General features: G+C 60.9%; 12 protein-coding genes and 4 tRNA genes. 14 read left to right on the top strand and 2 right to left on the bottom strand.

Annotated features, from left to right (window positions below):
• The 10 genes from ACQKPZ_RS15980 to ACQKPZ_RS15935 form a co-directional block, all read left to right on the top strand.
• On the top strand, nt 1-294 hold a 294-nt coding region (locus ACQKPZ_RS15980), incomplete at its 5' end, for a transposase (RefSeq protein ID WP_427539750.1).
• 301 nt (nt 295-595) lie between these two features.
• Complete coding sequence (locus ACQKPZ_RS15975) at nt 596-1,153, top strand: CvpA family protein (protein ID WP_201207519.1); 558 nt, start codon at nt 596-598, stop codon at nt 1,151-1,153.
• Between the two features lie 42 nt (nt 1,154-1,195).
• Entirely contained in the window at nt 1,196-2,701 is a 1,506-nt protein-coding gene (gene purF, locus ACQKPZ_RS15970) for an amidophosphoribosyltransferase (protein ID WP_391134723.1), read from the top strand.
• 16 nt (nt 2,702-2,717) lie between these two features.
• On the top strand, nt 2,718-3,929 hold the full coding sequence (locus tag ACQKPZ_RS15965; protein ID WP_391134720.1) for an O-succinylhomoserine sulfhydrylase: 1,212 nt from the start codon (nt 2,718-2,720) through the stop codon (nt 3,927-3,929).
• A complete protein-coding gene (locus ACQKPZ_RS15960) occupies nt 3,926-4,699 on the top strand; it encodes an SDR family oxidoreductase (RefSeq protein ID WP_403201348.1) in 774 nt (257 codons plus the stop codon). Before ACQKPZ_RS15965 ends, ACQKPZ_RS15960 begins: the two co-directional genes overlap by 4 nt.
• A gap of 147 nt (nt 4,700-4,846) precedes the next feature.
• Nucleotides 4,847-4,922 (top strand) — tRNA-Val (locus ACQKPZ_RS15955).
• A gap of 66 nt (nt 4,923-4,988) precedes the next feature.
• Nucleotides 4,989-5,065 (top strand) — tRNA-Asp (locus ACQKPZ_RS15950).
• Between the two features lie 99 nt (nt 5,066-5,164).
• Nucleotides 5,165-5,241: transfer RNA gene (locus ACQKPZ_RS15945), tRNA-Asp, on the top strand.
• A 141-nt stretch (nt 5,242-5,382) separates the two neighbouring features.
• Nucleotides 5,383-5,459, top strand: a tRNA-Asp gene (locus ACQKPZ_RS15940).
• A gap of 198 nt (nt 5,460-5,657) precedes the next feature.
• The gene (locus ACQKPZ_RS15935; RefSeq protein ID WP_391134710.1) at nt 5,658-6,470 is read left to right on the top strand and encodes a DUF2242 domain-containing protein; all 813 of its coding nucleotides are present in this window, start codon (nt 5,658-5,660) and stop codon (nt 6,468-6,470) included.
• 350 nt (nt 6,471-6,820) lie between these two features.
• On the opposite strand, the gene ACQKPZ_RS15930 is transcribed toward ACQKPZ_RS15935, so the two are convergent.
• Both ACQKPZ_RS15930 and ACQKPZ_RS15925 read right to left on the bottom strand, forming a co-directional pair.
• Nucleotides 6,821-7,861: an AraC family transcriptional regulator gene (locus ACQKPZ_RS15930; RefSeq protein ID WP_427539747.1), complete on the bottom strand. Its 1,041-nt coding sequence runs from the start codon at nt 7,859-7,861 to the stop codon at nt 6,821-6,823.
• Nucleotides 7,862-7,865: 4 nt separating this feature from the next.
• Nucleotides 7,866-8,984, bottom strand: coding sequence for a nitrilase-related carbon-nitrogen hydrolase (locus tag ACQKPZ_RS15925; protein ID WP_427539744.1), 1,119 nt, complete (start codon nt 8,982-8,984; stop codon nt 7,866-7,868).
• A 202-nt stretch (nt 8,985-9,186) separates the two neighbouring features.
• Between ACQKPZ_RS15925 and ACQKPZ_RS15920 the strand changes: the two genes are divergently transcribed.
• The 4 genes from ACQKPZ_RS15920 to ACQKPZ_RS15905 are packed head-to-tail and all read left to right on the top strand — an operon-like array spanning nt 9,187 to nt 11,771.
• Entirely contained in the window at nt 9,187-9,489 is a 303-nt protein-coding gene (locus ACQKPZ_RS15920) for a hypothetical protein (protein ID WP_427539742.1), read from the top strand.
• A complete protein-coding gene (locus tag ACQKPZ_RS15915; protein WP_427539739.1) occupies nt 9,482-10,183 on the top strand; it encodes an SDR family NAD(P)-dependent oxidoreductase in 702 nt (233 codons plus the stop codon). Before ACQKPZ_RS15920 ends, ACQKPZ_RS15915 begins: the two co-directional genes overlap by 8 nt.
• Nucleotides 10,180-11,538: a class I adenylate-forming enzyme family protein gene (locus tag ACQKPZ_RS15910; protein ID WP_427539736.1), complete on the top strand. Its 1,359-nt coding sequence runs from the start codon at nt 10,180-10,182 to the stop codon at nt 11,536-11,538. The genes ACQKPZ_RS15915 and ACQKPZ_RS15910 overlap by 4 nt, the downstream gene beginning before the upstream one ends.
• The gene (locus tag ACQKPZ_RS15905) at nt 11,535-11,771 is read left to right on the top strand and encodes a hypothetical protein (protein WP_427539733.1); all 237 of its coding nucleotides are present in this window, start codon (nt 11,535-11,537) and stop codon (nt 11,769-11,771) included. The genes ACQKPZ_RS15910 and ACQKPZ_RS15905 overlap by 4 nt, the downstream gene beginning before the upstream one ends.
• Nucleotides 11,772-11,774 lie beyond the last annotated feature (3 nt).

Below are 11,774 nucleotides of genomic sequence, written 5' to 3'. Positions count from 1 at the left end.
TATCTAGGTCTGGATGTGACGGTTGCCCAATCCGGCAAATGGTCGGGCAGAGGGAAGTTGAGCAAGCGTGGAGACTCGGAGGTCCGCAGACTTCTATACAACGCCTCGATGAGCGGCAGCCGAACCAAGACTTGGTCGCAGTTTTACGCCCATCATCAAGCACGCGGGAAGAAAACCACCCAAGCCTTGGTAATCCTTGCGCGTCGCTTGGCTCGGCTGGCATTCGGCCTGATGAGGCATGAGGCTGACTGGAAACCCGAGATATATACCGGAGGTGCCAAGCTGGCCAGCTGAGGCTGGGGCTGCTACGCAGCCCACCCGAACTGACGGGCAGCACCCGATGCTGGAGAGAAATTCTCTGGCAGGCTGATTCGTGCCTGGATGTTGCTGAGAGAGGCCGTGGGCTTTTCTACTGAAAATTTGCCTCCGGCCATAGAATCTCCCACAGGTGCAGCGCCGTATTCAATGTCAGCGCGGTCCCTGTGGGAGCGGGTTTACCCGCGAATGGGCTAACACTAATCCAGCTGACATTCCGCTTACTCCCAGCCCGCCGCTCTGGTAAAATGCGCCGCCTCAAACGTCTGCAGGCAGCACCGTGGCATTTACCTTGGTTGATTGGGCGATCATCGCGATCATCGCCGTCTCCACACTGATCAGTCTCAAGCGCGGCTTCGTCAAGGAAGCCTTGTCCTTGCTCATCTGGATCATTGCCGGTGCGGTTGCCTGGATGTTCGGCGGTTCGCTCTCGGTGTATCTTGAAAGCTATATCCAGACGCCATCGATGCGCGTCATCGCGGGCTGCGCCATTCTTTTCGTCGCCACCTTGCTGGTGGGGGCCATGGTCAATTTCCTGGTCGGCGAGCTGATCCGTGTGACCGGGCTGTCCGGCACCGACCGTTTCCTGGGCATGGCCTTTGGTGCCGCGCGCGGGGCCTTGCTGGTAGTGGTGGCCATAGGCCTGATCAGCCTGGGGCCGGTTCAACAAGACACCTGGTGGCAGGAATCACGCCTGATACCACAATTTCTCCTGGTCGCCGACTGGTCGAAAAACCTGATTCTGGGTTTCACCGGCCAGTGGTCGCCCGGTGGGCTGATCAGCGCTCCGGCTGATCTGCCGTTCAAGGAACAGTTGCTCGGGCCGGCAAAGCCCTGAGCGCTATTCACTCAAGTTTCGTCAAAGTAGGGGTTGCGTCGCATGTGTGGCATCGTCGGTATCGTCGGTAAGTCGAACGTCAATCAGGCGCTGTATGACGCGCTTACGGTCCTCCAGCACCGCGGCCAGGACGCTGCCGGTATCGTGACCAGCCATGACGGCCGGTTGTTCCTGCGCAAGGATAATGGCCTGGTGCGCGACGTGTTCCAGCAGCGCCACATGCAGCGCCTGGTCGGCAGCATTGGCATTGGCCACGTGCGCTACCCGACTGCGGGCAGCTCGACCTCGGCCGAGGCCCAGCCGTTCTACGTCAACTCGCCATACGGCATTACCCTGGCGCACAACGGCAACCTGACCAACGTCGAGCAGCTGGCCAAAGAGATCTACGAGTCTGACCTGCGCCACGTCAACACCAACTCCGACTCGGAAGTGCTGCTGAACGTGTTCGCCCATGAGCTGGCGGTGCGTGGCAAGCTGCAGCCCACTGAAGAAGACGTGTTTGCTGCCGTTTCCCACGTACACAGCCGTTGTGTCGGCGGTTACGCCGTGGTGGCAATGATCACCGGCTACGGCATCGTCGGTTTCCGCGACCCCCATGGCATCCGCCCGGTGGTGTTCGGCCAGCGTCACACTGACGAAGGCGTGGAATACATGATCGCGTCGGAAAGCGTGGCCCTGGACGTACTCGGCTTCACCCTGATCCGCGACCTGGCACCGGGCGAAGCGGTGTACATCACCGAAGGCGGCCAGTTGTTCACCAAGCAGTGCGCCGAAGCGCCGAACCTGCAACCGTGCATCTTCGAGCACGTGTACCTGGCCCGCCCGGACTCCATCATCGACGGTATTTCGGTGTACAAGGCCCGTCTGCGCATGGGTGAGAAACTGGCCGACAAGATCATGCGTGAGCGCCCCGAGCATGATATCGACGTGGTCATCCCGATTCCGGACACCAGCCGCACCGCTGCGCTGGAGCTGGCCAACCGCCTGGGCGTCAAGTTCCGCGAAGGTTTCGTCAAGAACCGTTACATTGGCCGTACCTTCATCATGCCCGGCCAGGCTGCGCGCAAGAAGTCGGTACGCCAGAAGCTCAACGCCATCGAGCTGGAGTTCCGCGGCAAGAACGTGATGCTGGTGGACGACTCGATCGTGCGCGGCACTACCTGCAAGCAGATCATCCAGATGGCCCGCGAAGCCGGTGCGAAGAATGTCTACTTCTGCTCCGCAGCCCCTGCGGTGCGCTACCCCAACGTCTACGGCATCGACATGCCGAGTGTTCACGAGCTGATCGCCCACAACCGTACCACCGAACAAGTGGCCGAGTTGATTGGCGCCGACTGGCTGGTCTACCAGGACCTGCCTGACCTGATCGATTCGGTCGGTGGCGGCAAGATCAAGATCGATCACTTCGATTGCGCGGTATTCAACGGTGAGTACGTCACCGGCGATATCGACGCGGCCTACCTCGACCGCATCGAGCAGGCCCGTAATGACCTGGCCAAGGTCAAGAACCAGGCCGTCAGCGCGATCATCGACCTCTACAACAACTGATTCAGGGAGCGACGGCATGACGGATCAATGGGATGCCGGGCGACTGGACAGCGACCTCGAGGGTGTCGGTTTCGACACCCTGGCGGTGCGCGCCGGTCAACACCGTACACCCGAGGGCGAGCACAGCGAAGCGCTGTTCCTGACCTCCAGCTACGTGTTCCGCACGGCGGCCGATGCCGCTGCGCGCTTTGCCGGTGAAACGCCGGGCAACGTCTACTCGCGCTACACCAACCCGTCGGTACGCGCCTTCGAGGAGCGCCTGGCGGCCATGGAAGGCGCCGAGCAGGCCGTGGGTACATCCACCGGCATGGCAGCGATCCTGGCCGTGGTCATGTCGCTGTGCAGCGCCGGTGACCATGTGCTGGTGTCGCAGAGCGTATTCGGCTCGACCATCAGCCTGTTCGAGAAGTATTTCAAGCGCTTTGGCGTGCAGGTGGACTACGTACCACTGGTCGACCTCGGTGGCTGGGAAAAGGCCATCAAGGCCAACACCAAGCTGCTGATCGTCGAATCGCCGTCCAACCCGCTGGCCGAGTTGGTCGACATCACCGCGCTCAGCGAAATCGCCCATGCCCACGGCGCCATGCTGGTGGTGGACAACTGCTTCAGCACCCCGGCGTTGCAGCAGCCACTGAAGCTGGGTGCCGACATCGTGTTCCACTCGGCCACCAAGTTCATCGATGGCCAGGGCCGCTGCATGGGTGGTGTGGTTGCCGGCCGTGCCGAACAGATGAAAGAAGTGGTGGGCTTCCTGCGTACCGCTGGCCCGACGCTCAGCCCGTTCAACGCCTGGATCTTCACCAAGGGCCTGGAAACCTTGCGCCTGCGCATGCGTGCGCACTGCGAAAGCGCCCAAGCCCTGGCTGAATGGCTGGAGCAGCAGGACGGCGTGGAAAAGGTGCATTACGCCGGCCTGCCCAGCCACCCGCAGCACGAACTGGCCAAGCGCCAGATGAGTGGCTTTGGCGCGGTGGTCAGCTTTGAGGTCAAGGGCGGCAAAGCGGGTGCCTGGCGTTTCATCGACGCCACCCGGGTGATTTCCATCACCACCAACCTGGGTGACAGCAAAACCACCATCGCCCACCCGGCCACCACCTCCCACGGCCGCCTGTCGCCGCAGGAGCGTGAAGCCGCCGGCATCCGCGACAGCCTGATCCGCGTTGCCGTGGGCCTGGAAGACGTGGCTGACCTGCAGGCAGACCTGGCTCGCGGGCTGGCTGCATTGTGATCGAGATCAGCCGCGGTACGCCCGGCCTCAACGGCCGGGTCGCCCTGGTAACCGGTGCCGCGCGCGGCATCGGCCTGGGGATTGCCGCCTGGCTGATCTGCGAAGGCTGGCAGGTGGTGCTGAGTGATCTTGATCGCCAGCGTGGTGCCAAGGTGGCCAAGGCCCTGGGTGACAATGCCTGGTTCATCACCATGGATGTTGCCGACGAGGCCCAGGTCAGTGCCGGGGTGTCTGAGGTGCTGGGGCAGTTTGGCCGGCTGGACGCGCTGGTGTGCAATGCGGCGATTGCCAACCCGCACAACCAGACCCTGGAAAGCCTGAGCCTGGCGCAATGGAACCGGGTACTGGCGGTCAACCTGAATGGCCCGATGTTGCTGGCCAAGCATTGTGCGCCGTACCTGCGTGCGCACAACGGGGCGATCGTCAACCTCACCTCCACCCGGGCGCGGCAGTCCGAGCCCGATACCGAGGCCTATGCGGCAAGCAAAGGCGGCCTGGTGGCCTTGACCCATGCCCTGGCCATGAGCCTGGGGCCGGAGATTCGCGTCAATGCGGTGAGCCCAGGCTGGATCGATGCCCGTGACCCGTCGCAACGCCGTGCCGAGCCGCTGACCGAGGCCGACCATGCCCAGCACCCGACGGGCAGGGTAGGGACGGTGGAGGATGTGGCGGCGATGGTGGCTTGGTTGTTGTCGCGCCAGGCGGCGTTTGTCACCGGCCAGGAGTTCGTGGTCGATGGCGGCATGACCCGCAAGATGATCTACACCTGAGTTCGACGTTATAGGAAGGGGGACCGAAAGGTCCCTTTTCTGTTTTTACCTTTTTTGAAAAAAATTCAATGGGGCTATTGACTTAGCTTCGCCACCTGCGTAAATTTCGCGGCCTCAGCGAAGCAAACGCAACAAGCAACATCGCGAGGGTGATTAGCTCAGCCGGGAGAGCATCTGCCTTACAAGCAGAGGGTCGGCGGTTCGATCCCGTCATCACCCACCACTTCCTGAGATGTTCCTGTAGCATCGGGTTCCGCAAGAAGCCGATAGGCAGAGAGGAACGCACTGCGCAGCGGTAGTTCAGTCGGTTAGAATACCGGCCTGTCACGCCGGGGGTCGCGGGTTCGAGTCCCGTCCGCTGCGCCATTTTTCAGTAACAGATGGGTGCCTGGCACCGGTCTGAGCCACAAGGTCAAGCACCTTGGGCTGATCCCAGTTTCAATCGGGCGCAAGCCTGAACGATACGCAGCGGTAGTTCAGTCGGTTAGAATACCGGCCTGTCACGCCGGGGGTCGCGGGTTCGAGTCCCGTCCGCTGCGCCATCTTCGTTTCAAGGTCCCTAGAACACCTTGAAGCAAACACAAGAGAAGCGATCACGTCATCGCTTTTTTTGTGCCTGCCCTGAGGCGAATTCGCCGGAAGGGTAGACCCAGGTTTCAATCGGGCGCAAGCCTGAATGATACGCAGCGGTAGTTCAGTCGGTTAGAATACCGGCCTGTCACGCCGGGGGTCGCGGGTTCGAGTCCCGTCCGCTGCGCCATCTTCGCCTCAAGGCCCCTTGAACGCCTTGAAGCACGAAAAAGCGACCTTCGGGTCGCTTTTTTCGTTTCCACGGCTAATTTTTTCGGCCTTTACCCAGATTTACACCAACCTGACAGGTTCTTCACCGACCAATGGTTCCTGTGCCTACCCGCTGTGTTGCACAATAGGCACCTTCTCGACTTACCCGGAATTCGCAATGACCAGATCTTCCGTCTTTGGTGCGCTCGGGCTGGCCCTGGTGCTGGCGGGCGTGACCGGTTGTTCTTCGAAAAAAACCACCGTGTACGAACACGAGAACTTCGATGACTCGGGCACCTTCTCGCGCAGCTTTCCGGTGAGCGATGCCGGCTCTTGCGAAGCGGCCCGGCGTGCCTTGCTCAGCCAGGGCTACATCATCACCAGCAGCGGTGCCAACCAGGTGGTGGGCAACAAGAGCTTCCAGCAGAACAGCGAGAACCACCTGCAGATCAGCTTCAACGTCACCTGCGCGCCGGATGTGAGCGACGAGCAGCGTTCGACCATGTTTGCCAACGCCCTGCAGGACCGGTATGCGCTGAAAAAGTCCAACACCTCCGCCAGCCTGGGCGTGGGGGTGCTGGGTTCGGTGTCCATGCCGATTGGTTCCAGTGACGATTCGATGGTCAAGGTAGCCAGTGAAACGGTAACAGCGGCGCAGTTCTATGACCGCTATTTCGCCCTTGTGGAGAGTTACCTGCCCAAGCCGAAAAAAGTTGCCAAAGCCAAGGTCGAGGCGCCCAAGGCGGAAAAGCCAGCGGTGGACCTGGGGCTGCCGGAGCAGGCTGCGGCGAACCCGGTGGCTCCGACACCTGCGCCGGCGGCTGAGGTTGCGCCAGCGCCAGCGGCCGTTGCCCCGGTCAGCGAAACAGTGGCAGCGCCGGCAGTGAATGACAGCCAGGGTTCGCAGCCGGTGGCGCCACCTACGGAGGCTGCACCGATTCAGGTTCAACAGGATGCACAGCCTGCCGAGGCGGCTTCACCCGCTCTCTGATGATCGCCTGTACTGGCCTCTTCGCGGGCTTGCCCGCTCCCACAGGTAATGCGCAAGTTTCAGCGCTTGTGCAAATCCTGTGGGAGCGGGCAAGCCCGCGAAGAGGCCGGCGCAGGCTGCACACATCCCCTGTTACAGACGCCCCGCGATAACTTCCTGAACACCTGCTACGTTTACCACTCATAAGATTGTCATCATTCCTTCATGCCACCTGCTTAGCTTGAAGGCGACACCTACGAAGACAAAATGACAAAGAGGACACAGGGCATGGACGAATATCAGGAAGAACTACTCGAAACCCAGGCTTACGAGCTGGACACCCCGGAACCGGCTGACGACGCTACCGAGCTTTAGCCCGCCCGCCGCTGGCTGCGGCGGAACTCCCCCGGCGTAAGGCCCGTCCAGCGCTTGAACGCGCGCTGGAAGGCCTCTGCCGATGCAAACCCCAACAGATAGGCAATCTCGCCAAAGGCCAGCTCCGTATCACGGATATAGGTCTCGGCCAGGTCGCGTCGTGTTTCGTTGAGCAAGTCGCGAAAGCGCGTGCCTTCCTCGGCCAGCTTGCGGCGCAGTGTCCAGGTGGGCAGTTGCAGGTGCAGCGCCACTTCTTCCAGGTCTGGTTCACGGCCGCCATTAAGCAGCGGGCCCAGCAGGTGGGTAATGCGCTCGCCCAGGCTGCGCACCCGCGTAAGCTGCTGCATTTGTGCCTCGCACAGCTGCAACAGATGCTGCCAGGTGCTTGGGCAATGCCTGGGGTTGGCCAGCTGCAGTGTTGCGCGGCCTAGCCGCAGCCGGTTGCCCTCGGCCGCAAATTGCACAGGCGTGCTGCACAGCGCTTGATACCGCGCAGCGTAGGCAGGGGCGGAAAATTCGATGTCCAGGCGCTCGGCCTGGACCGCCGTACCCGCCAGATCGGCAAGCTGTGCCAGCCACCCGGCGAGCAGCGAGTCGACCACGAAACGGTTATAGGCGTTGTAGGGGCTGATCGAATAGAAACGCAACCAGGCGCCCTGGGCATCTTCCTCAAAGCTGGATTGGCCACGGTAGTTGGCCGCGTACAGTGGCTCAAAACGCAGCAGGGTGCGCGCCGCCTCGCCCAAGGTCGGCGCCTGGGCGGCGGTGATCCCGGCTAGGCCGGCATGCGCCAGGCGGCTCAGGCGCCCCATATGCAGGCCCAGTGCGGCTTCACCGCTCAGCTCGATGGCTGCGTGGCCCAGGTGCATGTAGCGGGGAATCGACAAGCGTGCGCCGGCTTCGGCAAGGCGTGGCGCATCAAGGCCATAGCGGCTCAGCAGGGCCTCGGGGTCGTGCCCCAGTTCACGCAGCGCCTCGCTCAGCGGCTGGACAAAACCAACCGAAAGGTCGCCAAGGCGTACGCGGGGGCGGGCCATGCGCCTACAGCCACAGGTTCAGGAGGCGGGCGCCATGGCTGGGAGTCCCCACCAGCAATTCGCCCGACTGGCGGGCAAAGCCCTGGCCGTCGCCGGCCTGTTCCCAGAACTGCCCGCGCATGAACACGCTCATGCTGCTGACGCCGGCCCCGGCCGCCTCGGTCAGGCGTTGCCATGCGCTCTGTTCGCTGACTTCGCCACGTTGCAGGGCAAGCCCGGCGCTGGCGCCCTGATGGCGATTACCACGCCAAGGCGCATCCCAACTGCCCTTGCCGCTGAGGAACACCGGGTTGGCAATCAGCTGAACGGCTTGTTGTGCCAATTGCTGGTGGTTTTCCGGGTACCAGCTGTCACTGCCCACTAACACGCCTAGGCGCCCGGCAGGGGTTTGTACCACTTGCAGCGGTTGCTGGCGGCCAGCGTGGACGTAGCGGCGGTTTTCACTGTCGGGGAATTGCTGGCGCTGGGGTTGGCCCAGCAGTGAGCCATCAGCGGCAAACACCAGGCTACTGTTGAACAGCGGGCCACTGCCGACGTGCAGCACGCCCTGTTTCACGTAGGGCGCGGGCAGCACGATGGAGCCGGCCACCAGCGTAACGCCGAACTCCTTGGCCAGGCCGCCAAACAGCTGCTGGTAGTCCGCAGCCATCTGCTTGGCCTTCATGCGCAGGTGCGCATCAGCGCGCCAGTCGTCGCCGTCGGTACCAAGCATGGCCAGGCCATAAAGCAACGGGTTGCTCAGCTCCAGCCACTGCAAGGCCTCGCGGCTTTGCGTCACCTGATAAAGCTCGTTCTTTTCCCCGCGTGCCCACAGCCAGGTACCAATATGCTCCGGCAGCACCACCACCGTGCGCGAGCTCACCAGCCCTTGGGCGCGCGCCTGTTCCAGGTAGGCGGCAAGCTTGCGGTGCAGGCGTTGCAGGTTCTGGTAGTCGCCCGGGAACAGCAACGGCTCGACACCGAGCAGGTTGCCATGCTCGCCGGGCACGCCATGGTTCAGTGCCAGTTCGATACGCAGGTCGGACAGGTAGTGGCCTTCCGGGCGTTGTTGGGTCCAGAAGCCGTAGCCGCAAAAGGCGGCAATCATCACCAGCGCCAGGGCGCTTGCCAGGAGTTTTCGCATGAACCTTTACTTTGTCACAGCTCTCTTTTGCCGCGTGGACCGTGTTTTTAACGGTTATCGCCAGCACCTGTCAAAAATCGCAGTGTGAATCTTCCCAGCTAGGAAAGTCAGTACCGCTTGCAGAGTATACCCAGGCCAGGGGCAATCGGCGGTCTTACCCCATGGCTCAATGGAACTGGTTATAACCAAGAGGGACTTGCGTGTGAAAGATAAAGTTGAGGGCATCATTTTCGCTGCGGTAGATGGACTGAGCCATGTTCTGGCTCAACCTGTCGATTGTTCAGCAGGGGCTGCAACTGCGCTGTTCGGCGTAGAAGGGCAACTGGACTCCATGTCACTGGTATCTCTGATCGTATCGGTAGAGGAAGCGGTGGAGGCTGCATTCGGTGTGACGGTTGTGCTTGCCAGCGAAAAGGCCATGTCAGCCCGGCGCAGCCCGTTTACCAGCGTGGCATCCCTGACTGAGCATGTCATGGCACTGGTAGGAGAGCAGGCCCATGCATGAAGCCCCTGTTACCTTGATCACTGGCACTCGTAAAGGAATTGGCAAGTTTCTCGTCGAACATTACGTCGCCCTTGGCCACCAAGTGGTTGGATGCAGTCGCAGTGACATTGATTGGGAATTACCGGGCTACCGGCACTTCGTCGGTGACGTGGTTGACGAGGCTGCGGCCATGTCGATTTTTTCGCATATACGTCGGAACTATGGGCGGCTAGATAACCTGATCAACAATGCCGGTATCGCGAGCATGAACCATACGGTATTGACGCCACTGGCAACCGTGGAACAGATTCTCGATACCAACGTGGTCGGCAGTTTTCTGTTCGCTCGTGAAGCGGCCAAGCTGATGTCTAGCCGCAAATATGGGCGGATTGTCAATTTCACTACCGTGGCCACACCGTTGAAGCTCGAAGGTGAAGCGATCTATGCCGCTTCCAAGGCGGCAGTGAAGTCACTGACCGAGGTCATGGCCCGGGAGCTCGCGCCTTTCGGTATCACCGTCAATGGTGTCGGTCCAACCCCGATCGAGACTGATCTCATCCGGTCGGTACCGCAGGAAAAGATGCAACGCCTGCTGGCGCGTCAGGCCATTGCTCGCTTCGGTGAAATGACTGATGTGGCCAATGTGGTGGATTTCTTCATCAGCCAGAACAGCGGTTTTGTCACCGGGCAAAATATTTACCTGGGGGGCGTATGAACGCACTCCAGGTCTTGTTGGAACGTTTTGCCGAACATGCTGATCGCCCGGCGGTTGTCTATCAGGATCATCCAATCAGCTATGGCGAGTTGCTTGAGAGGGTTCGTCACTACCAGTCGTTTCTGGCTGAACAGGCACAGCCTTGCAGCAGGGGATCACTGGTGGCGGATTTTTCTCCTGATGCCATCGCTGCACTCATTGCGCTCTGGCTCAACCGCTGTACCGTCGCCCTGATCACACCCCGCCCCGGTCTTCAGCTTGAGACGTTGCATGATATTTGCCAGGCGCAGTGGGTGGTTCACGTCGGCGAGCAGGGGCAACTGTGCCTGACGACACGAGCCGGCAGCACCGAACCTGCGCTGATCAGGCAACTGCGTGATCAGGAGGTGCCGGGTGCGATCATCTTCACGTCCGGCTCTTCGGGTATTCCCAAGGCCAGCGTACACAAGGCATTGGCACTGCTTGAGCGGCATCAGCAGCGCAAGCGGCAGCTCACCAGCATTGCGTTTTTGCTGTTCGATCACATCGGTGGGCTCAATGCACTTTTCTATACCCTGTTCAATGGCGGCTGCCTGGTCATTCCGGCTTCCCGTCAGCCGTTGCCGGTAGCAAGGGCCATCGAGAAGTATCAGGTGCAGGCTCTGACCACCTCGCCAACTTTCATCAACCTGCTGCTGCTCAGCGACGCCTTCAAACATCACGATCTCGGTTCGCTGCAGGTCATCAACTACAGTGCCGAACCCATGCCTGAGCTGGTCTTGCAGCGCTTGCACAGACTCTTGCCGCATGTGCGCCTTTCGCAAAGTTACGGCCTTACCGAGACCGGAGTGGTTCCGGCGCGCTCCGAGTCATCCCGCTCTGGCTGGATGAAACTGGGAGATGAGCGGTGCCATGTACGGGTCGTCGACGGTCTGCTGGAAATTCGTAATGACAGCACCATGCTCGGCTACCTGAATGCCCCTAGTCCTTTCACCGAGGATGGGTTCTACCGAACCGGTGATGCGGTTGTGCAACGCGGCGGGTGGATGAAAGTGCTGGGGCGAGCGACGGAGATGATCAACGTGGGGGGTGAGAAGGTTTTCCCCAGTGAGATCGAAAATGTGCTTAAGGGCCTTCCCAGAATCCTGGATGTAATGGTCAGTCATGAGCGGCATGCGATTGCCGGCAACCTGATCACGGCGACCTTTTCCCTGGCAGAAGATGAGCCCCTTGCCGATTTCAAGGCCCGGCTCTATGCATTTTGCAGAGACCGCCTTCCAGCTTTCCAGTTGCCGCGCAAGGTGATCCTCACCCAGGACAGGCTGCATACCGCGCGCTTCAAGAAGAATCGCAACACACTCAAGGAAACGAGATGAACGACCAAGCCTTTGCCGAAGAACTGGCTCAACTGCTGGAAATCAGTGTCGATCTGCTGCACGTCGACGTGCCCCTCGGACAGTTCGAAAACTGGGATTCGCTGACACAAATATCTGTACTGGCACTGGTGCGTGAGCGTTATCGACGCATCCTGAACAACGATGTCTTCGACAAAATCACGACATACGGTGAGTTGCTCGCATCCATCAATGACGCTCACGTTGCGGGGTAACCG

The sequence above is a fragment of the Pseudomonas sp. NPDC089547 genome (assembly GCF_050280665.1).
Taxonomy (GTDB): Bacteria; Pseudomonadota; Gammaproteobacteria; order Pseudomonadales; family Pseudomonadaceae; genus Aquipseudomonas.
Note: the sequence above shows the minus strand (reverse complement) of the source record. Positions and strands in the feature narration are given on the sequence as shown.

Bases quoted from the DNA above. Each gene is read 5' to 3' on its own strand.
- purF (WP_391134723.1), top strand. From the start codon at position 1,196: ATGTGTGGCATCGTCGGTATCGTCGGTAAGTCGAACGTCAATCAGGCG.
- ACQKPZ_RS15965 (WP_391134720.1), top strand. From the start codon at position 2,718: ATGACGGATCAATGGGATGCCGGGCGACTGGACAGCGACCTCGAGGGT.
- ACQKPZ_RS15935 (WP_391134710.1), top strand. From the start codon at position 5,658: ATGACCAGATCTTCCGTCTTTGGTGCGCTCGGGCTGGCCCTGGTGCTG.
- ACQKPZ_RS15930 (WP_427539747.1), bottom strand. From the start codon at position 7,861: ATGGCCCGCCCCCGCGTACGCCTTGGCGACCTTTCGGTTGGTTTTGTC.
- ACQKPZ_RS15925 (WP_427539744.1), bottom strand. From the start codon at position 8,984: ATGCGAAAACTCCTGGCAAGCGCCCTGGCGCTGGTGATGATTGCCGCC.
- ACQKPZ_RS15915 (WP_427539739.1), top strand. From the start codon at position 9,482: ATGCATGAAGCCCCTGTTACCTTGATCACTGGCACTCGTAAAGGAATT.
- ACQKPZ_RS15910 (WP_427539736.1), top strand. From the start codon at position 10,180: ATGAACGCACTCCAGGTCTTGTTGGAACGTTTTGCCGAACATGCTGAT.
- ACQKPZ_RS15905 (WP_427539733.1), top strand. From the start codon at position 11,535: ATGAACGACCAAGCCTTTGCCGAAGAACTGGCTCAACTGCTGGAAATC.